The 21,222-nt window shown below is 65.1% G+C and carries 11 protein-coding genes; 4 read left to right on the forward strand and 7 right to left on the reverse strand.

Going from position 1 to position 21,222, the window contains the following annotated elements; genetic code table 11:
- Nucleotides 1-456 precede the first annotated feature (456 nt).
- The gene (locus tag AB7M33_RS20270) at nucleotides 457-9,081 is read right to left on the reverse strand and encodes a GH36-type glycosyl hydrolase domain-containing protein (protein WP_454243435.1); all 8,625 of its coding nucleotides are present in this window, start codon (nucleotides 9,079-9,081) and stop codon (nucleotides 457-459) included.
- A gap of 152 nt (nucleotides 9,082-9,233) precedes the next feature.
- On the opposite strand from AB7M33_RS20270, the gene AB7M33_RS20275 reads away from it, so the two are divergent.
- Nucleotides 9,234-9,962 carry a sensor histidine kinase gene (locus tag AB7M33_RS20275; RefSeq protein ID WP_265970276.1) on the forward strand — a complete coding sequence of 243 codons (729 nt, stop codon included), beginning with the start codon at nucleotides 9,234-9,236 and terminating at the stop codon, nucleotides 9,960-9,962.
- 712 nt (nucleotides 9,963-10,674) lie between these two features.
- Here the strand turns inward: AB7M33_RS20275 and AB7M33_RS20280 are convergent.
- The 6 genes from AB7M33_RS20280 to AB7M33_RS20305 form a co-directional block, all read right to left on the reverse strand.
- Nucleotides 10,675-11,934: a class I SAM-dependent methyltransferase gene (locus tag AB7M33_RS20280; RefSeq protein WP_454243436.1), complete on the reverse strand. Its 1,260-nt coding sequence runs from the start codon at nucleotides 11,932-11,934 to the stop codon at nucleotides 10,675-10,677.
- On the reverse strand, nucleotides 11,909-12,718 hold the full coding sequence (locus tag AB7M33_RS20285) for a DUF1365 domain-containing protein (protein WP_454243437.1): 810 nt from the start codon (nucleotides 12,716-12,718) through the stop codon (nucleotides 11,909-11,911). The genes AB7M33_RS20280 and AB7M33_RS20285 overlap by 26 nt, the downstream gene beginning before the upstream one ends.
- The gene (locus tag AB7M33_RS20290) at nucleotides 12,715-13,962 is read right to left on the reverse strand and encodes an NAD(P)/FAD-dependent oxidoreductase (RefSeq protein ID WP_454243438.1); all 1,248 of its coding nucleotides are present in this window, start codon (nucleotides 13,960-13,962) and stop codon (nucleotides 12,715-12,717) included. The genes AB7M33_RS20285 and AB7M33_RS20290 overlap by 4 nt, the downstream gene beginning before the upstream one ends.
- 6 nt (nucleotides 13,963-13,968) lie before the next feature.
- Nucleotides 13,969-14,721: an SDR family NAD(P)-dependent oxidoreductase gene (locus tag AB7M33_RS20295; RefSeq protein ID WP_454243439.1), complete on the reverse strand. Its 753-nt coding sequence runs from the start codon at nucleotides 14,719-14,721 to the stop codon at nucleotides 13,969-13,971.
- Nucleotides 14,718-15,140, reverse strand: a complete 423-nt coding sequence (locus AB7M33_RS20300) for a nuclear transport factor 2 family protein (protein WP_027596246.1) — start codon at nucleotides 15,138-15,140, stop codon at nucleotides 14,718-14,720. Before AB7M33_RS20300 ends, AB7M33_RS20295 begins: the two co-directional genes overlap by 4 nt.
- A 115-nt stretch (nucleotides 15,141-15,255) precedes the next feature.
- Nucleotides 15,256-16,968, reverse strand: a complete 1,713-nt coding sequence (locus tag AB7M33_RS20305) for an FAD-dependent oxidoreductase (RefSeq protein ID WP_454243440.1) — start codon at nucleotides 16,966-16,968, stop codon at nucleotides 15,256-15,258.
- A gap of 185 nt (nucleotides 16,969-17,153) precedes the next feature.
- On the opposite strand from AB7M33_RS20305, the gene AB7M33_RS20310 reads away from it, so the two are divergent.
- The 3 genes from AB7M33_RS20310 (at nucleotide 17,154) to AB7M33_RS20320 (ending at nucleotide 19,992) form a co-directional block, all read left to right on the forward strand.
- Nucleotides 17,154-17,930, forward strand: coding sequence for an IclR family transcriptional regulator (locus tag AB7M33_RS20310; protein ID WP_099429755.1), 777 nt, complete (start codon nucleotides 17,154-17,156; stop codon nucleotides 17,928-17,930).
- Between the two features lie 150 nt (nucleotides 17,931-18,080).
- A complete protein-coding gene (locus tag AB7M33_RS20315) occupies nucleotides 18,081-19,133 on the forward strand; it encodes a Gfo/Idh/MocA family protein (RefSeq protein WP_454243441.1) in 1,053 nt (350 codons plus the stop codon).
- Nucleotides 19,134-19,176: 43 nt separating this feature from the next.
- Nucleotides 19,177-19,992 carry a sugar phosphate isomerase/epimerase family protein gene (locus AB7M33_RS20320; protein ID WP_454243442.1) on the forward strand — a complete coding sequence of 272 codons (816 nt, stop codon included), beginning with the start codon at nucleotides 19,177-19,179 and terminating at the stop codon, nucleotides 19,990-19,992.
- Nucleotides 19,993-21,222: the final 1,230 nt, after the last annotated feature.

Raw genomic sequence — 21,222 nt, forward strand, 5'->3', positions numbered from 1 at the left:
TTCCTTAAGCTTGATGTCGGGTCATGCTAAAATACCGCCGCCAGATTCCAGTAGCGTGGACCCAGGCGGCGGTTCTCCTTCAGCCAACCCAGTAGCCGTTCGATTGCGTTTCGCGAAAAATTAGGCCTCTAGTGGCTTTGGCGAGGTTTCAAAGGTTTTCATGCAGAACATAGGCTCTGTATGACGCGTGATATCGGAAACGCCGTATCGGGCAAGCCGGGGAACCCATGGTGGCTTAGTTTTTTAGCTAGGTTTTCGAAGCGTCTCAGGGGCCAGATGACCCTATAGCGCCAACCAAACATGCACTCAGTCCTGACTCTCGTATAACTATTGATAGCTTGGCCGAGCTGGACATATCCTCCGGTGGGGAGGGGCGATGGGTTGGTTACGATTGAACGCAGTACGTCTTGTCGTCGGGATAAAAAGCGATCACGACATGCTGCCTCCTGGCTGCCTTCAGTTGATAGGCAAAGGGGACGGCTGGTACTCGGCGATCACCTGGTGCAGTACGCCATCATCCTTCAGCGGCAGCACTGCTTGGGCCAGCCGCTGGCCGTCGAGGGTCAGGGTCAGTTCGGCATTAGCGCCGTTGCGTACTTCAATGCGGTACGGGGTACTGCCGAATCGGTAGTGCAGGGTGTACCCGGGCCAGTCCGCTGGCAGCAGCGGCTGAATCCGCAGGGTGTCCCCGCAGCGTTGCAGGCCCAGCAGGCTCTCTACGATCAGCCGGTACATCCAGCCAGCGGAGCCGGTGTACCAGCTCCAGCCCCCGCGCCCTGCGTGGGGGGCGACGGCGTAGACATCGGCGGCCATCACATAGGGCTCGACCTTGTACGTGTCGATCAACCCATTGCTGCCCTGGCGCACCGGGTTGATCAAGCGCAGCAGTTCCCAGGCCTTGGCGGCATCGCCCAGGCTGGCATAGGCCATGCTCGCCCAGATGGCCGCGTGGGTGTACTGCCCGCCATTTTCGCGCACGCCGGGCAGGTAGCCTTTGATGTAGCCGGGGTCGAGGTCGCCGTGGTCGAAGGGGGGGTCGAGCAGCTTGACGATGCCGATGTCGCGGCGCACCAGGTGTTTGTCCAGCGCGGCCATGGCGGCCCGTGCCCGTCCATGCGGGGCAACCCCGGACAGCACTGCCCAGCTCTGCGCCAGCGAGTCGATGCGGCACTCCTGGTTGCTGGCCGAACCGAGCACCTGGCCGTCGTCGAACCAGGCGCGGCGGTACCAGCCACCGTCCCAGGCATGCTGCTCCAGGTGCTCGGCAAGGGTGGCGGCCTGGCGGCTGCACTGCAGGGCGAAGGCGCTGTCGCCGTGGCCCAGGGCGACGCTGGCGAACGCCCGCAACACCTCGTGGCCGAAGAACCCCAGCCACACGCTTTCGCCCAGGCCTTGTTCACCGACGCGGTTCATGCCGTCGTTCCAGTCCCCGCTGCCCATCAACGGCAGGCCGTGGGCACCATATTGCAGGGCATGGCCGAGGGCGCGTTGGCAATGCTGGTACAGGCTCTCGAACAGGTTCGCCTGGGTGGGCAGGTCGTAATAGGACTCTTCGCCGGCATTCAGCGCACGCCCTTGCAGGTACCCGACCGGCTCGTCCAGCACCGCGTGGTCGCCTGTCAGTGCCACATAACGGCAGGTTGCCAGCGGCAGCCACAGCAAGTCGTCGGAGCAGCGGGTACGCACCCCGCGCTGCAGCGGTGGGTGCCACCAGTGCTGCACATCGCCTTCGGCGTACTGGTGCGCGGCGCACGCCAGCAGGTGCTGGCGGGCCAGGGCTGGGGTGGCGTGGAGCATGGCCATGCTGTCTTGCAGTTGGTCGCGAAAACCGATGGCGCCGCCAGACTGGTAAAAGCCGCTGCGCGCCCAGAAACGGCAGGCAATCACCTGGTACAGCAACCAACCGTTGGCCAGCACATCCAGGGACGGCTCGGGGGTTTCGATCTGCACGCTGCCCAAGGTGTCGCGCCAGTAGGCCTGGACCTTTGCCAGAGCGTCCAGGGCCGCGCGCAGCCCTCGGTATTGCTGCACGCAGTGGCTGGCGGCCTCGGCGTTTGGCCCGGCACCCAGGCGGAACACCACGTCGCGGCTTTCGCCCGCTTGCAGCAGGACGCTGACCTGCACGGCCGTGCACGGGTCCAGCCCGGCGCCCGTGCGCCCTGACAGCCGCGCCTGGCGCAGGCCTGCCGGGGCTTGGCAATCGCCATTGCGCCCGAGGAACTCGCTGCGGTCACAGGTAATGCCATACAAGGGCAGGTCGCAATCGACAAAGCCCACATGCCGGGCAAACGCCTCGGCATAGCGGTTACGGGCAAACACGGCGCCGCTGGCTGGGTCGATTTCAGTCACCACGTGCATGGCCGACTTGCTGCGCAGGTCGCCCAGCACCCACTCGACAAAGCAGGTCACCGACAACCGTCGCGCCTGCGTCGAGCGGTTATGCAGCTTGAGCCGACTGAACTTGATCGGCGCATCCAGCGCGACATACACCCACAGCTCGCTGTCCAGGCCGTCGTCGGCGTATTCGAAAACGCTGTAGCCAAAGCCATGCCGGGTGCGATAACGGCCAGGGCCTGGGCAAGGCATCGGGGTGGGCGACCAACACTGCCCGCTGTCTTCGTCACGCAGGTAAAGGGTTTCGCCGCTGGGGTCGCAAACCGGGTCATTGTGCCAAGGGGTCAGGCGGTATTCGTGGGCGTTCTCGTACCAGGTATAGGCACTGCCGGCCTCCGACAACACGCTGCCAAACTGCGGGTTGGCCAGGACATTGACCCACGGCGCCGGGGGTGGCAGGCCATCAGCATGGGCGATGACGTACTCACGGCCATCGGCGCTGTAACCGCCGTAGCGGTTGCCCAGCACCCGTGCCGGTGCGTCTGCCAGCGAGCGGCTATCGAGTTTGCTCGGGGGGTAGGCCAGGGTCGCCTCGAACACGGCGGGGGCAGGCGGCGCGTGGCGGTGATGCAATTGCTCGGCCAGCGTGCCGTGGCTGTCGCTGAGCACCAGCCGCGCCACCGACAGGGTAAGGGTGCGGTCCTCTGCCGACAGTTGCTGCGCCGGGCGCACGAAGATCCCGCCGGGGCGATCGAGCAGCGCAGCCTCGCTGCCGGAGGTGACGATGCCCATGATCTGCTCCTGCAATTGCTGGCGGTAGCCGGCCTGGTCTTCGTTCCAGATCACCAGGTCCAGCGCCAAACCCTTCTGTCGCCAATAGGCATGGGCGAGCACCATTTGCTTGACCAGGTGCAGGTTGGCCGGGTCAGCAATCTGCACCAGCACGATCGGCAGGTCCCCCGACAGCCCCTGGCCCCACAGGCCCGACTGGCTGCGCCGGTTGCTGGCCAGCAGGGCGCCGCTGGCCCGCAGCGCCGCGTTGGGGTAGAGCACCGACGCGGCCATCTGCTCGAACAGCCGGGCATCGTTGAGCGACCCATTCAGCTGTCGCAACTGCACCTGGCTGTGTGGCCAGGCCAGGTCGAACACCCGGTCGGCCAAGTGCCGGTCGCGGTACCTGGCAATCTGCTGCAGGCAGGCGTCGCGGCTGTCGGTCACGCCGGTGACCAGGTCGACCGTGGCCTTCTGGCCAGGCGCCAGGCTGATGCGGCAGCGAATCGCCACGATCGGGTCCAGCACTGCCCCGGCACTGTCGGACAAGGCCTCGGTGTGGCGGTCCAGTGCCGCCGGGGCCACCAGGGTGCGGCCACGGCCAATGAAACGCGCACGGTCGGTTTCGTAAGACACCGCATCGATGTCGGCGCCATGCACGGCCAACACATGGCACATCCACGGCACCGCGTCCTGCTGCGAGCGCGGCCGCCGGGTGCAGATGATGGCCTGCAGCGGGCGGACCAGTTCGGTCTGCACGAACAGCTTGCTGAATGCCGGGTGCAGGGCATCGCTGAGCGCCGGTGCCAGCACCACTTCGGCGTAGCTGGTCAGCTCCAGGGTGCGCGGCTGGTCACTGTGGTTGGTCAGGTGCAGGCGTCGCAGTTCGATGTCGTCTTCGGGGGACACGGCTATTTCGGTATGGCAGTCGAAGTCGTTTTCACGGATGCGGAACTCGGCGCGGCCATCGCTGAAAATAGCCTCCTGATTACTGCCGCGGTGCCGCGTGGGCTGGTAAGTGGTTGACCAGAATGCACCGCTGGCGACGTCCCGCAGGTAGCAGAAGCTGCCCAAGTCATCGCGGGTGGCGTCTTCGCGCCAACGGGTCACGGCCAAGCCATTGCGCTGGCTGTAGCCACTGCCGACATGGTTGACCATGACGTGGTAGCGGCCATTGGAAAGCAGTTGCACGGCGGGGTGGCGCCGGTTCGGTTCGCTGAACACCCGTAGCCGGGTTTCGCCTGTGTGGCCTGCCGCGTCCACGGCCGGTGCCTGCAGGGTATGCAGGTACGGCGCGGCGGTTTTCGGCACGCGTTCCTGTAACAGCAGCAGGCTGGCCTGGCATTGCGGGTCGGAGGTGAAGCGCCGTTGCATGGGTTTGTCCAGCAACAAGGAAGTCAGGGCCAGCAGGCTCATGCCCTGGTGGTGAGCCATGAACGAGCGGATCACCACGGCGCTCTGGCCCGGGGGGAGGCGCGCCTCGCTGTAGTCAATGGCTTCGTACAGCCCGAAGCGGCCAGCCAGCCCCAGCTTGCTCAGGCGTTGCAAGTTACGGCAGGCGGCGCCCGGCGCTACCAACAGGGCCAGCGCACTAGCGTAGGGGGCGACCACGCGTTCTTCGCCCAGGCCGCGTTTGAGGCCCAGGCCGGGTACGCCAAACGCGCGATATTGGTAGTTCAGGTGAGCGTCCAAGGCGTTGTAGGCCGACTCAGAAACGCCCCATGGGATGCCCAGCAGGTTGCCGTGGTCGATCTGCCGTTCGACCGCGGCGCGGCAGGTCTGGTCGAGCAAGGTGCCTTCGTAGCTCGGCATCACCAGCAGCGGCATCAGGTATTCGAACATCGACCCCGACCACGACAACAGCACCGGCACACCGGCATTGCTGGTGAGTAGCCGGCCCAAGGCGAACCAACTGGCCTGGGGGACCTGGCCCTGGGCGATGACCACGAAGTTGGTCAGGCGCATTTCCGAGGCCAGCAAGTCATAGAACGCGGTGTCCAGGCGATGTTCATCGGCGTTGTAGCCGATGGCGAACAGGTCGCGCTGGGTGTCGTAGAGGAAGCTGAAGTCCATGCTGGCGATGGCGGCGATCCGCTGCGCCAGGCTGTGCGCTTGCTCGATGCGCTGGCAGGCCTGCGTGCGGACGGTGGCCACGGTCAGGCGTTCGTCGGCGGGCCAGTGGTCCGGCTCTAGCTGCGCAAGCTGGCGCCAGCTCAACGCTGCCTGAAGCGCCGGCGCATTGCCGGGTGGCAGTTGCAAGGCGTGCAGTTCGCCAGCCAGGTCCAGGCATTGCTGATGCAGGGCCTCCAGCCAGAACAGGCAATCGTCGGCCTCGGTAGCGGGCGGGGCGGATTGTTGGATCAGCCCTTGTACTTGCTCGGCGAGCTGTTGCATCAACGAGGCAGGCAACGGGGCCGGTTGCTCATGGGCTTGCCGCAGCTGTTTGCCCAGCGCTTCCAGCGGTTCGCCAGCCCGGCCTGCGGTGGCGAACGTTTCGTGCAGGATATCGAGCGTGTCCAGCAGGCCCTGGCTCAGGCGGCGGTCGAGCACGGGGGTATCGGCCATCGCCAGCAGCCCGGGCTTGAGCGTCAGCAGCAGGGCCGCCAGGTTGCCGCTGTCCACCGCAGAAATGTACAGCGGGTGCAAGGGCGCGCGGGTCTGGGTGTCGTACCAGTTGTAGAAGTGCCCCTTGTAGCGCTCCAGGTGGTCCAGGTTGTCGAGCATCTGGGTCAGGCGCTGGAACAGGCGGCCGGCCGTCAGGTAACCAAAATCATGGGCGGCCAAGTGCGAGAGCAGGGCCATGCCGATGTTGGTCGGCGACGTGCGGTGAGCGATGTTGGGGAAGGGCGGCTCCTGTAGGTTGTCGGGCGGCAGCCAGTTGTCGGCAGGTCCTACATGGCGGTCGAAGAAGGCCCAATTGCGCCTGGCCAGCCGGTGCAGAAAACGCAAGTCCTGGGGCTGCGGTGCAAACACGCTGCGCCCGCGCGTGCGGCTCAGCCACCAGGCCAGGGCCGGGCCAAGCAGCCACAGCGCGAGAATGGGCGACGCCAGCAGCAGGACACTGGGGTGTAGCGCCAAGGCGCCCGTCAGCAGCAGCACCAGGGCGGGCTGTACCCATTGCTCGCGATACACCGCCTGCAGGGTATCGGCACTGTTGCGTTCATCCTCCCGCGAAGGGTTCCACTGCAGCAGCCGGCGTTTGCTCACGGTCAGCCGCCACAGCGTGCGGGCGATGGCATCCAGGCTGTAGCGGGTCTCGAACGGCAACCAGGCCAGCGACAACCCGGCCCGCACGAAGTAGATGCCCGAGGTGTGCAGGGCGGCAAGCAGGTGCTCGGCCAGTGGCACATCAGTGGTCTTGCGCACCAGTTCGAGCAGCGTGTCCAGCAGTGGGCGGGTCAGCAGCAGGCCCAGCAGTGCGACGGTCCACAGCAGCGGCGTGGTGCTGGCCAGCCAGCCCCACAGCAATGCCGTCAGCAGCGCGGCCGGCTCCAGGCTGCGGCGCAGGTTGTCGAAGATCTTCCACCGCGACAGCGCGCTCAGCGGGCGCTGCGCCTGGCCTTCGACGCCGGTGCGCAGCCACGGCACCAGCCACGGCAGCAGTTGCCAATCGCCGCGTATCCAGCGGTGGCGGCGCTTTACATCGGCGCTGTAACGCGCCGGATACGCCTCGAACAACTGCACGTCACTGAGCAGGCCGGCATGGGCGTAGCAGCCTTCGATCAGGTCGTGGCTGAGTACACGGTTGTCGGCAAAGCGCCCGTCCAGGGCCCGCTCGAAGGCATCCACGGCGTAGATGCCCTTGCCAATGAAGGAGCCACTGAGGAACAGGTCCTGGTACACGTCCGACACCGCCAGGGTGTAAGGGTCGACCCCGGCATCGCTGCCGAACAGGCGGGCGTAGGGGGAGCGCGACACGCTGGGCAGGCTGATGCCGACCCGTGGTTGCAGGATCGCGTAGCCTGACTGGATTCGGCCGCTGTCGGCATCGAAGCAGGCGCGGTTCAAGGGGTGCTGCATGGCACCGACAAACTTCTGCGCCACATCGCGTGGCAACTGGGTGTCGGTGTCCAGGGTGATGACGTAGCGCACCCGATCGAGCGTGCGCAGGTCGCCGACGATGCGCATGAAGCACTCGGCCCCGCGTCTGCGCAGCAAGGCATTGAGCGCTGCGAGCTTGCCGCGCTTGCGCTCGTGGCCCATCCAGCATCGTTCGGTGGGGTTCCACAGCCGCGGCCGGTGCAACAGGAAGAAGCGCTCACCGTATTTCTTGTTCAGTGCACCAATACCGTCACTGGCGAGGTCGAGCAGGGCCGTGTCTTCGGCGCAGGTTTGTGTGGGGGCGTCCATGAAGTCGCTCAACAGCGCGAAATGCAGGTGGTCATCACGGTTGGCCAGGTAGCGCACCTCAAGGCCTTCGACCAGCTCTTCGACGTCGGCCGCGTTGCCCAGCAGGCTCGGCACCACGACCAGGGTGCGGGCCTCGACGGGAATCCCCGCGGCGTAGTCCAGCCGTGGCAGAAACGCAGGCTTCACGGTCAGGGTCACCAGCCAGTTGACCAGGCCGATGGCAAGCCGGCTGGTGGTCAGCAGCACGGGAAGGGCCATGGCCGCCACTGCCCAGGTAGGCCAGCCCTCGGCGGCCATGCCCGCGACGAAGCCCCAGGCCAGCAGGCATGAGAGCAGTGCCGACGGCACCAGGTAGAACGCCAGCGGTGCTCGGTGCAACAGGCGCTGCCAGCGCTCGGCAAGCGCCACCCGCGCCCCCAGGCGCTGTTCCAGCAACGCCAGGCCAGCGCCTGCCAGGTAATAGCCGACGTGGGCTGCCTGTGAGTGCGACGTCGCGCTTGCGGCACGCGCCAGTTCGATGGCGGTGTGGGCCACCTGTTCTTCACTGAAGGCGCTGTGCCGCGCCAGCCGTTCGACGATGTGCCGATAGTGATCACGGCTGGCGAAGTCCATGGCTGCGTACACGGCGGCGGGGTCTTGGCCGAGTACGTGCTCGACATGGCTCAGGTGTTCGACGAACAGCCGCCAGTCCACGGTCGACAGCAGCCGCAGGCTGCCGATGCTGTTGCTGATAGAGACCTGGTCGATGGCCTGCTGTTGCGCATCGAGCTGCACCTGGCGCTCGATGCTCATTGCCGACTCGCCCAGCAGTTGCTCGATCCAGGCCAATGGCTGGGTCAACGCGCTGCTGTGACCCTGCAGCCGCCTGGCCAGCTCGGCGACGAAGGCGGCGGTCATCGGTGGTTCTGAGCGGGCCATGTCGGCGACCACCAGCACCACGCTTTTGGCATCGCGTTCGGCGGTTTCGCTGAGGGTGTCGGCCCAGCCATTGGCCAGGTCGCGGTCCGCCCCGTTGGCCATGACCCGGGCGGCCACGCGGCGCAGGTTCTCGATCAGCGCCAGCCTCAGCATGATCGGGATCGCCCAGAGCTCGCCCAGGGTCAGCGTGGCGGTTTGCTGATAGGCCTCGACAAAGTGGCTCAGGCTCTCGACGTCGACCCGGCCATCGCCGTGGCAGATGGTTTCCAGTGCAATGTCATAGACCCGCGGCAAGCCGCTAGAGGCGCCATTGTCCAGCCGGGGCAGTTGCAGGCTGTAATCGCTGGGCAGGTGGCGTTTGGCGATGCGGATATGGCTTTCGACCAGGTAAAAGTTGTCGAGCAGCCACTGCGCGGCAGGCAGCGTCGGGCGTGAGTCGGGCAGGGCGGCGGCGAGGGCGGTACAGCTTGCGTAGAGCATGCGTTCGTTATCGGCCAGGCGGTCGAGCAGCGAATCGTCGGCAGGCAACTGGCTCAAGCGGTGCTGGCTGGCGAGCCAGGTGCCGTGCTCGGCCAGTTGCTTGGCGCTGTACAGCTCCGAGCGCAGCAGGCTTTCGTAGGTGAACGCGTGCCGTGGCGCGCGCCAGCGCCGGGCACGGTTGGCCAGGCGTTGCACGTAGCTGAGTGCGCGAAGCCAAGGGTTGTCCATGGGTGTCGGGTGCCGTGAGCTGACCGGTAGATAAGCAGTGTGCGTGGGGCAGGCAGGCTGGGTCTGTACGGTAGCGAACAGACCCGCCCGGGTAGAGGGCACATGCTGCTCCTGCCTCCCGTTGAACCTGTTCCGCCATAGGAGTTTGCCCCGTGCTTTCCCTCGCCCTGATGCCCCCTTTACCGGCGCCGATGTACAAGCCGACCGTGTCGCCCCAGCAGATGCTGGGCATGGTCTGCCATGACCTGCGTACACCGCTGCAGGCCGTGAGCATGGCTGCAGAGTTGCTGTCGCGTCGCCAGCACACTGCCGATACGCTCAAGCTGCTGGGCACCATCAGCGATTCGGTGGCGCGGGCCCAGCGGCTGGTGGCGGACCTTCTGGACTACACGTTGCTGCAAGAAGGGCGAGGCATTGCCCTGCATCCTGTGCTGTGCGACCTGTCAGAGGCTGTTGCAAGGTGCGTGGAAGAGCTGCGCCTGACCTGCCCCGATTACCCCTTGATTCACCTGCACCTGGGCGAGCGCAGCGCCCTGTTCGACAAAGACCGCCTTCATCAAGCCGTCAGCAACCTGGTCGCCAATGCCGTCGCCTATGGCGAGCGCGGTGCGCCCATACAAGTGACATCGCGCAGTTATGGGCGTGCAGCTACCGTGAGCGTACACAATTGGGGCGTACCCATCCCTGCCGAGCTGCTTGGGCGCCTGTTCGAGCCGCTGGTACGCGGCCAGCAACGGGCTGCAAAGGCCGGCAGCATTGGGCTGGGGCTGTTTATTGTCAGGCAGATAGCCCAGGCGCATGCAGGTGAAGTTTCGGTCACATCGACCGAGCAGGCGGGTACTACCTTCTGCATCACCCTGGCGATGCCACTCCCGCAGTGATCACATGACCCGCCCTTTGTAGGAGCAGCCTTGTGCTGCGAAGAGGCCGGCGACAGCACCGTTGATCTTCGTAATGTTCACTGGCCTCTTCGCAGCGCAAGGCTGCTCCTACCGGGAAGTGTGCAGCCTTTGCCTGCCTGGTCAGGCGCCTGTTTTCTGCATCACCCTGGCGATGCCGCTCCCGCAGTGATCACATGACCCGCCCTTTGTAGGAGCAGCCTTGTGCTGCGAAGAGGCCGGCGACAGCACCGTTGATCTTCGTAATGTTCACTGGCCTCTTCGCAGCGCAAGGCTGCTCCTACCGGGAAGTGTGCAGCCTTTGCCAGCCTGGTCAGGCGCCTGTTTTCTGCATCACCCTGGCGATGCCGCTCCCGCAGTGATCACATGACCCGCCCTTTGTAGGAGCAGCCTTGTGCTGCGAAGAGGCCGGCGACAGCACCGTAGATCTTCGCAATGTTCACTGGCCTCTTCGCAGCACAAGGCTGCTCCTACCGGGAAGTGTGCAGCCATTGCATGCCAGGCTCAGGCACGTGTTTTCTGCATCACCCTGGCGTTGCCGATACCGCAGTGATCACATGTCCCGCCCTTTGTAGGAGCAGCCTTGTGCTGCGAAGAGGCCGGCGACAGCATCGTTGATCTTCGTAATGTTCACTGGCCTCTTCGCAGCACAAGGCTGCTCCTACCGGGAAGTGTGCAGCCTTTGCCTGCCTGGTCAGGCGCCTGGTAGGGGCGCGCGGCGGGCCTGGGGCGCGGCCCATAGCAGCTGTGCCACGCCAATGGCGCGCTCTTCGAAACCGCCCTGGCAATAACACAGGTAGAACTCCCACAGGCGCTGGAAGGTTTCGTCGTAGCCCAACTCCATCAACGCGTTGCGCGCATGGCGCAGGTTGTCGCGCCAATGGCGCAAGGTGCGCGCATAGTCGGTGCCGAAGTCCTCCAGGTGCACCAGGTTCAGCGCCGTCTGGCGGCTGGCGGTGTCGAGCAGGACGCTTAGTGAGGGGAGGGCGCCGCCGGGGAAGATGTAGCGTTGTATGAAGTCCACCGAACGCCGGGCCTTTTCATAGCGCTGGTCACGAATGGTGATGGCCTGCAACAGCATCAGGCCGTCGTCCTTGAGCAGCGCGGCGCAGTGGCGAAAGTACAGGGGCAGGTAACGATGGCCGACGGCTTCGATCATTTCGATCGACACCAGCTTGTCGAAGCGCCCTTGCAAGTCGCGGTAGTCCTGGCGCAGTACCGTGATGCGCTGCTCCAGGCCTGCCGCCTGCACGCGTTGCAGCGTGTGCGCGTACTGCGCCTCGGAAAGCGTCGTGGTGGTCACGCGGCAGCCGAAGTGGGTAGCGGCATGGATGGCCAAGCTGCCCCAGCCGCTGCCGATTTCCAGCAGGTGCTCGTGGGGCTTGAGCTCAAGCTTCTGGCAGATGCGCTCCAGCTTGTTCAACTGGGCGTGCTCCAAGGTCTGCTCGGGGCTGTCGAACTGTGCCGCGGAATACATCAGGGTTGGGTCGAGCAGCCGTTCGAACAGCGCATTGCCCAGGTCGTAGTGGGCCAGGATGTTGCGCCGCGCACCGCGTCGGCTGTTGCGGTTAAGGCGATGCAGCAGGCGCAGTGCCGGGCGGCCGAAGCGCGCTAGGCCACCTTCGAGGGCATCCAGCACGTCCAGGTTGGCCACGAACAGGCGGGTTACCGCCGCCAGGTCGGGGGTGCGCCAGTAGCCATGGATATAAGCCTCCCCAGCACCGATCGAACCGTTGCCGGCGATCAGGCTCCAGGCGGCGTCATCGACGATCTCGACTTCGGCATACAGCGCGCTGCCGGCGTCACCGAAGTTCCAGTGCTGGTCATTGCAGATCAAACGCAGGCAGCCTTGGCTCAAGCGCCGCAATTGCGCCAGCACGGCCATCCGGGCCAGGCTGCCAAGCACCGGCGTCAGGCCGGCCGACTTGCTAACGCTCAGTGTGGGGTCGGACATGATCAGGTTCCTTACAGGCGTGGCCAAGGCTCAGGTCGCCCTGGCTGGCGGTGTGGTTGTAGACAGGGGTGCGCTTGAGCAGCAGGCGCAGGGCCTGCCAGTAGATGGCAGACACCGTACGCAGGCTCATCCACGGGAAGCTCAGGATGTAGCGGTGCAAGGCGGGCCGGTCCAGCGGTTCGCGGCGCAGCGCCAGGTGGGCCTCGAATACCTTGTGCCCATCGCGCCAGTTCGCCATGTGCACGTGGACGCGCTGGCCGTCGAGCACGAAGCGCAGGCGGTAGTCCATGTCCAGCGGCATGAACGGCGATACATGAAACGCCTTGGCCAGGCTAAATGCGTCGGGTTGGCCGTCTTGCACCGGCAGCACGTAGTGGTGGCGCTGCCGCCAGGGGGTATTGCGGACCTCCAGCAGTATCGCCACCAGGTGACCGTCGCGGTCATGGCAGAAGTAGACGCTCACCGGGTTGAACGACAGCCCCCAGCAGCGCAGTTGCGTGAGCAGGTGCACCGCGCCTTGGGGTGCGTGCCCGGTTGCTTGGCCGACCAGCTGGCGGGCGGCCTGGGCCAACGGTATGCCACGCGCGGTCAGTGCCGGCAGGTAGTCGGTTTCCCGCCAGCACAAGGGCGCCAGCCGCGAGCGCGCGAGCCAGCGCGACAGGCCGCGCCAGTGTTTTTGCTCGTCCAGGTCCAGGTAGAACATGCCGACCCGGTAGCGGAATGCATGGTGCCGCGGGGTCAGCCGCCGATGGCTGACCCAGCCATGACACAGGCTGCTGTTCACAAGCGCTCTCCGAAGTATTCTGCCACTTTCAACGCGCTGAGCACGCCGTCTTCATGGAAGCCGTTGCCCCAGTAGGCACCGCAGTAGTAGCTGTGCTGGCGGCCCTGCAGTTCGCCTTGGCGGGCCTGTGCAGCCAAGGCCGCGAGGCTGTACTGCGGGTGGCTGTAGCTGAAGCGGGCGAGCACCTGGGCTGGGTCGATCTGCGCCGTCTGGTTGAGGCTCACGCAGAAGGTGACCGGGGCGTCGATGCCCTGCAGGATGTTCATGTTGTAGGTGAGTGCCGCAGGTGCCTGCTCGGCGCCGCCCAGCTGATAGTTCCAGCTGGCCCAGGCTCTGCGCCGACGCGGTAGCAGGCGAGTGTCGGTGTGCAGCACCACATCATTGCTGGCGTAGGTGAGGGTACCCAGCACCGCACGCTCGTCCGCACTGGGTGTTGCCAGCAGGGCCAGGGCCTGGTCGCTGTGGCAGGCGAACACCACCTTGTCGAAGCGCTCGGTACCGGCAGCACTGATCACAGTCACGCCGTCGGCGTCACGGATCACCCGGGCCACGGGGCAGTTGCGCCGGATACGCTCGGCAAAGGGCTGGCACAACGGTGCCACGTAGCTGCGCGAGCCACCTTCGATCACCCGCCATTGCGGGCGCTGGTTGACCGACAGCAAACCGTGGTTGCGGCAAAAACGCACGAAAAACTGCAACGGAAAGCCCAGCATGTCGGCGCGTGACATCGACCAGATCGCCGAGCCCATGGGCACGATGTAGTGGTTGATGAAGCGCCGCCCATAGCCGTGTGTGCGCAGGTAGCTGCCCAGCGTGGTGTCTTCTTCGATGCGCCGGTTGTCCAGGTCGGCCAGGGCTTGGCGATTGAAGCGCAGGATGTCGCGCAGCATGCCCCAGAACCCAGGTGACAACAGGTTGCGCCGTTGGGCGAACAAGGTGTCGAGGTCATGGCCGTTGTACTCCAGGCCACTGGCGGGGTCATGCACCGCAAAGCTCATCTGGGTCGGCCGCGCAGCCACCCCCAGGTGTTCGAGCAGGCGAATGAAATGCGGGTAAGTCCAATCGTTGAAGACGATGAACCCGGTGTCCAGCGCATACTGCTGGCCGCCCCAGTTCACGTCGACGGTATGGGTGTGGCCACCCACCCAGTCAGCCGCCTCGAACACCGTCAGCGCATGCTGGCGTGAGAGCAAGTGGGCACAGGTGAGGCCAGCGATACCGCTGCCGATGATTGCGATGCGCATGGCGTGCTATTCCCGTGGGTTTCGTGCCAGGCGTTGGCCTAGCTGCAGACGCCAGCGCACCGGCAATGCGCCGAGCAGGCGCAACACCCAAGTGAATGCGCCGGGGAAGTTGATTTCCAGCGGGCGTTTGGCCAAGCGCGCGACGATGTGCCCGGCGGCGCGCTCGGCGCTCCAGCGCTGTGGCATGGGGAAGTCGTTGCGCTGGGTCAAGGGCGTGTCGACGAAGCCAGGGCTGACGAGGGTGACATCAATGCCCTCGCGGACCAGGTCGATGCGCAGCGACTCCACCAGGTAACGCAAGGCCGCCTTGGACGCGCCATAGGCGCCGGCACGGGGCAGGGCCAGCCAGCTCACCGAGCTGCCCACCACCACCAGGTGCGGGCGCTGGCCACGGCGCAGCAAGGGCAGGGCAGCGGCAAGGCAGTGGCTGGTGCCGATCAGGTTGGTGCGCATCACCCGTTCGACCAGCGCCGGGTCGAAGTGCCCTGGTTCCAGGTATTCGCAGGTACCCGCGTTGAGGATCACCAGGTCGAGTGCACCCCAGGCATGCTCGATCTGCTCGGCAACCTTGGCGACCTGGCCCGGTTCGTCGTTATCGCCGATGGCCAGCATGGCCTGCTGCGCAAACCGCGCCGCTAAGGCTGCCAAGCGGTCGGCCTGGCGGCCACCCAAGGCCACCTGATGCCCCTGCTCCAGCAAGCGCAGGGCCAGCGCCGCGCCCATGCCACTGCTGGCACCGGTCACCCAGCAGCGGCTCATGCCAGCCTGCCTTTGAGCCAGCGGACCGCGCTGCCCATGATGGGGACGTGCTCGTAAAGCAGCGCACCGGCGTCGAAGTAATCCTGATGAAAGTGAACCCGCTCGTGCCAACGCAGGTGGCTGCAGCCTTGCAGGCTGATCAGCGCGCCATTGCCTAGGCGAGGGTGGCGAAAATGCAAGGTCCAGCGCAGGTACCCGTGCCCCGGCTGCACTTCGTCGTAACCCTCGAAGGTGTAGCGAACCTCCTGCACGTTCGCGTACAGCTGCGCGAAGTACCCCCGCAGCGCAGGCAAGCCGCTGATCTGGTGCAGGGGGTCGCGAAAGGTCACGTCCTCGCTGTACAGGTCACCGAGCATGTCGAGGGTGTGCGCATCGAGGCTGGCAAAGCGTTCGGCGAAGGTTTGCAGGTAGCTGTGCATTCACTTTCCTGTACAAAAAAGTTTTCTTGTACAGGTATAGTTTAGCTTTCACCGCAAAGCTATACAGGATGATTTTTTTGTACAGTTTTTACCCGATGGCCGCCAAACGGTGGCCTTATTCGGGCGCCTGCGCCCCGGCAATATGCCGCCCGGCCACGTAACCGAACGTCAGCGCCGGGCCCAGGTTGATGCCACCTGAGGGGTACCAGCCGCCAAACACACTGGCCATGTCGGTACCGGCGGCATAAAGCCCGCCAATCGGCTGGCCTTGCTCATCCAGTACCCGCGCATGGCCATCGGTGCGCAAGCCGGCAAAGGTGCCAAAGCAACCGGGCTGAACCTTCACAGCATAGAACGGCCCTTGTTCGATCGGCGCCACGCACGGGTTCGGCCCGCTGTACGCCGGGTCACCCTGCTTGCGGTTGAACGGCGTGGAGCCGCGGCCAAAGGCCGGGTCCTTGCCGTGGCGCGCATGGCTGTTGTACTCCGCGACGGTGGCACTCAAGCCGACAGGGTCGATGCCGCAGGCGCGGGCCAATTGTTCGAGGCTGGCACCGCGCTTGAGGTAGCCACTGCGCAGGTGCGGCCATACTGGCAACGGCGCAGGCCGGGCGTGACCGAGGCCGTAACGCCGCAAGAAGCGGTGGTCGCAAATCAGCCACGAGCAGGCTTCCTCGCCCGGCGGCACCGCCTCGAGCATGGCTGACACATAGTCGTAATAGCCGTGCGCCTCGTTGACGAAGCGCTTACCGCTGGCCAACACGCCAATAACGCCGGGCTTGCCGCGTTCGATGATGTGCGGGAAGTGGCCGACGCTGCCGTCGCGGTGCGGCACTTTGGAGACCGGTGCCCAGGCCACTGCAGATTTCAGGTCGGTGGCCACCACACCGCCTGCCGATTCGCCAAGGCGCAGGCCATCGCCCGAGCAGGACTGCGGGGGCAGGGCGAGGTTGTCATGGCCACTGGCATCACGCGCAAACAGCTGCCGGCGCCGCGTACTGTCGTTGGGGAAGCCCCCGGCGGCGAGCACCACGGCTTTCGCCCGGACGGTAAGGTCACCCTGCGGTGTGCCTATCACGGCGCCGCGCACTTGGCCGTGCTCAATCAGCAGGCGCTTGGCCGGGGCAGATTCCAGCAGCCGCACGCCCAGGTCTTCGGCCGATTTGGCCAGGCGCGCCACTAGGGCTACGCCGTTGACCAGGTGCATGGCCCGGCCATGGCGGGCGAGGTGGTACAGGTGGCGGCCAAAGCGCTTGCACACATGCAAGAAGGCCCGTGGCGAGCGGGTCATGTTGAGGAAGGCGGCCAGGTCAGGGCCGGCCATGATCGGCATGCCCATGAACGAGGTCTCGCGCAGGGTCTTGCGCAGGCGGGGCAACAGCGCGCCGACCTCGCGGGCATCATAGGGCGCGGCGATCACCTGGTGCCCACCGGTGGCGGCGCCGGGTGTGTCGCCATGCATGTCGGGGATGGCGTTGCCGTCGACAAACTGCAGCGCAGTGTGTTTCTCGAAAAAGGCGACCATGTGCGGGCAGGCCTCGAGGAAGGCATCAACCCGTTCAGCATCGTAATGCGTGCCCAATTCGTTACGCAGGTAGGTGCGAGGCTGTTCGATGTCTTCGACGATGCCGGCGCGGCGGGCCAGCGGGTTGCGGGGTACCCAGGCCCAGCCTCCGGACCAGGCCGTGGCACCGCCAAACACCGGCGCTTTCTCTACCAGCATCACGCGCTGCCCATGCCAGGCTGCCGTTACCGCTGCGGCCAGGCCGGCTGCGCCTGAGCCAATGACCAGAACGTCGTATTCGGCTTGCAAGGTGTCGGTAGGCATCGCAGGGTCTCCGGTATTATTATTGGAACGTGATTCCATATTCTTTATGTGAGACGGTGCCGGATGCAAGTGAGGCCGTGCAGAACTGGTCGATAACCGGACACTTCAACGCCCGCCTGCTGCGCCGATGGCCGTGGCTGTGGAATCATCTTCCAGAATTCATCCATTTTTCAGGGACCTTAGCCATGGCTGGTAGTCAGATCGAACGCGCCTTCAGTCTTGTAGAAAGCCTGACCGGCGAGCCTGAGGGCCTTGCCCTGCAGACGTTGGCCGAGCGCCTGGAGATCCCCAAGAGCGCCACCCACCGCATGCTGGCCGAGCTGATCCGCCTGGGCTACGTGCGGCAGAACCGCGACAACAGCCGCTATCAGCTGTCTGCCAAGCTGGTGGCGATGGGCTTTCGCTACCTGTCCAGCAGTGGCGCCGACATCATTCAGCCGATTCTCGATCGCCTGGCCCAGGACAGCGGCGAGCTGGTGCGCCTGGGCGTGATCGAAGGCAGCCGCCAGACCTGGATCGCCAAGTCCCAGGGCGCGCGCTCCGGCTTGCGCTACGACCCCGACATGGGCCGCGATGCCCCGCTGTTCTACACCGCCTCCGGGCATGCCTGGCTGGCCAGCCTGAGCGACGACGAAGCGCTGCAGATGGTCTTGCGCCAAGGCATCGCCGACCCGGCACAGTTCGGCCCGAATGCGCCGCGTTCCACGGATGAACTGCTGGGCTACCTACAGCGTGCACGGGAGCGTGGCTATGCCTGGGTCGAGCAGACCTCAGCGGTGGGCACGTCAGCGTTGGCCGCCGTGGTGCGGCGCCCACGCACTGACGAGGTGATCGGGGTGCTGAGCATCGCCGGTCCCAGTGCCCGGCTGGCGCAAGGGCGCCTGCCTGAACTGGCTAGCCTTTTATTGGCGGCAGTGGGCGAACTGTCGGCGGCAAGCCAGGCCAGTGAGCTGTTTGCCTAAAGCGTCGCCTGTTCATTAGTGGTCGATAACCGCACAGTCTGTGCAGGCGGCGCTTCTGTAAAGCGGACCCGGGTTCTAAATTGTCAAGTGTAAATACTGGAACACTGTTCCGTAATTTATGCCCGACAACAATGACAAGAGGACAGTCCGTTGAATGCACCGCTTCGTATCGCCCTGATTGGCGCCGGTATCATGGGCCGCCAGCACTACCAGCACCTGCGCCAGCTGCCGCAAGCGCAGTTGTGCGCGGTGGCAGACCCCGGCCCGCAGGCTGAGGCTTTCGCCGCCGAATGCGGGGTGGCCTATTACGCCGATCACCGGCAGATGCTGGCCAGCGTCAAACCCGAGGCCGTGATCGTCGCCAACCCCAACAACCTGCACGTGGCCACCGCGCTCGATTGCATCGCAGCCGGCGTGCCGGTGCTGGTGGAAAAGCCTGTGGGCGTGCACCTGGACGAAGTCCGTGCGTTGGTCGAAGCGTCCAAGCGCTGTGGCGTGCCTGTACTGGTTGGCCACCATCGTCGGCACAACCCGCTGATCGCCAGCGCGCGCGGCCTGATTGCCGAGGGGGCGCTGGGTAGGCTGATCAATGTCACTGCGCTGTGGCAGTTGCAGAAGCCCGACAGCTACTTCGACACCCCCTGGCGCCGCGAGCCGGGCGCCGGTTTTTTGCTGACCAACCTGATTCACGACCTCGACCTGCTGCGCTACCTGTGCGGCGAGGTCGTGCAGGTGCAGGCGTTCACCCGCAACGATGTGCGTGGGTATGCCAATGAAGACAGCGCCGCCGTGCTGCTGCAGTTCGCCAACGGGGCGCTGGGCAGCCTGACAGGTTCGGACGCGGTGGCTGCCCCCTGGAGCTGGGAGTTGACGTCCGGCGAGAGCCCGATCTACCCGCGTCAGGACGGCCAGCCCTGCTACCTGCTGGCCGGCAGCCACGGCGCGCTGAGCATTCCGCAGCTCAAGCACTGGCAGTACGGCGAAGCAGGCTCCGGCTGGCACACACCCTTGCTGCAAAGTGGCGCCGAAACGCCGGCAGGTGAAGCGTTGACCTTGCAATTGCAGCACTTCATTCGCGTCGCCCGCGGTGAAGAGGCCCCCTTGACCGATGCTGCAGATGGTGGCCGCACGCTGGCCCTGGTCGAGGCGATCCGCCAGGCAGCCGAAAGCGGCCGGGTTTGTGCCCCCGAGACGATCGCCTGACGCGAGCCCCCTTCACACCTTTAATTGCCTTCAGGTAACGAACATGACTGACCGTATTTTTTCCCTTGCCGCGCTGACGGTGCTCGAGCTTTCGCCGCCGGCCATGGTGGAGGCCGCTGCCCGTGCCGGCTACAGCCACGTGGGCCTGCGTTTGGTGCCGGCTACCGCAGAGGAACAGCACTTCCCGCTGGTGGCCGACGCTGACCTGCGCCGGCAGACCCAGGCGCGCCTGCGCGATACCGGCATCAAGGTACTCGACCTGGAAATCCTGCGCCTCAAGCCTGAAACCTGTGTTGCCGATTTCGAAGCCATTCTGGCGGTGGGGGCCGAGCTGGGCGGGACCGAACTGCTGGTGGCCGGTAACGACCCGGACGAGGCACGCCTCACGGAGCGCTTTGCCGCACTGTGCGACCTGGCGGCGGGCTATGGCATCCATCCGCACCTGGAGTTCATGCCCTGGACTGACGTTCGCGACCTGCGCCAGGCCATGCGTGTGGTTGCCAACGCTGACCGGGCAAACGGCTGCGTTCTGGTGGACGCCTTCCATTTCAACCGCTCCGCTTCCTCACTCGACGACCTGGCCCACTTGGCACCGCAGCGCATGCGCTATGCGCAGCTGTGCGACGTGGCCGGCCCGGTGCCGGACGACATGGACGAGATCCTGCGCCAGGCCCGCAACGAACGGCGCTTCCCGGGTGATGGCGATGCTGATTTGATCGGCCTGTTGCGTGGCTTGCCGGCCACCGTACCGCTGAGCCTGGAGATTCCGACGCGGCAGTTACTGGAGCAGGGCGTGAGTGGCGAGCAGCGTGCGCGGATGGCGCTGGAGAAAGCCAAGGCGGTATTGGCGCGGGTTTGAACTTCAAGGGCCGCTGTGCAGGCGCAGAGAACAAAGATCGCAAGCGAGTCCCCAATCCTGTGGGAGCGGGTTTACCCGCGAAGCAGGCGCCGCGGTATATGGCACCGGCTTCGCCGGTGTTCGCGGGTAAACCTGCTCCCACAGGTCCCTGCTAAATCTATTAGGTATGTGTTGTTCTGTAAGAAGTAACCCAGCCCTTTTGGTTGCGTTGCCGCGAAGAGAACAAAGATCGCAAGCGAGTCCCCAATCCTGTGGGAGCGGGTTTACCCGCGAAGCAGGCGACGCGGTGTATGGCACCGGCTTCGCCGGTGTTCGCGGGTAAACCCGCTCCCACAGGTCCCTGCTAAATCAATCAGATATGTGTTGTTCTGTAAGAAGTAACCCAGCCCTTTGGGCCGCGTTGTCGAGCAGAGAACAAAGATCGCAAGCAAGTCGCTGACCCTGTGAGAGCGGGTTTACCCGCGAAGAAGGCGACGCGGTGTATGGCACCGGCTTCGCCGGTGTTCGCTGGCAAGCCAGCTCCCACAGGTCCCTGCTAAATCAATCAGGTATGTGTTGTTCTGTAAGAAGTAACCCAGCCCTTTGGGCTGCGTTGTCGAGCAGAGAACAAAGATCGCAAGCAAGTCGCTGACCCTGTGGGAGCCGGCTTGCCGGCGATGCAGGCGACGCGGTGTATGGCACCGGCTTCGCCGGTGTTCGCTGGCAAGCCAGCTCCCACAGGTCCCTGCTATATCAATCAGGTATGTGTTGTTCTGTAAGAATTAACCAGCCCTTTGGGCTGCGTTGTCGAGCAGAGAACAAAGATCGCAAGCAAGTCGCTGACCCTGTGGGAGCCGGCTTGCCGGCGATGCAGGCGACGCGGTGTGTGGCACCGGCTTCGCCGGTGTTCGCTGGCAAGCCAGCTCCCACAGGTCCCTGCTAAATCAATCAGGTATGTGTTGTTCTGTAAGAAGTAACCCAGCCCTTTGGGCTGCGTTGCCGCGAAGAGAACAAAGATCGAAAGCAAATCGCTGAACCCTGTGGGAGCGGGTTTACCCGCGAAGAAGGCGACGCGGTGTATGGCACCGGCTTCGCCGGTGTTCGCTGGCAAGCCAGCTCCCACAGGCCCCTGCTAAATCTATTCGGTATGTGTTGTTCTGTGAAAGCTGGCAAGCCAGCCAAGGGCTGCAAAGCAGCGCATGACAGTAAACCTCAAGGCCGGTCCAAGTTAGCGCAAAGGTCCAATGGCCT

Source organism: Pseudomonas sp. Y3 TE3536 (assembly GCF_053629175.1).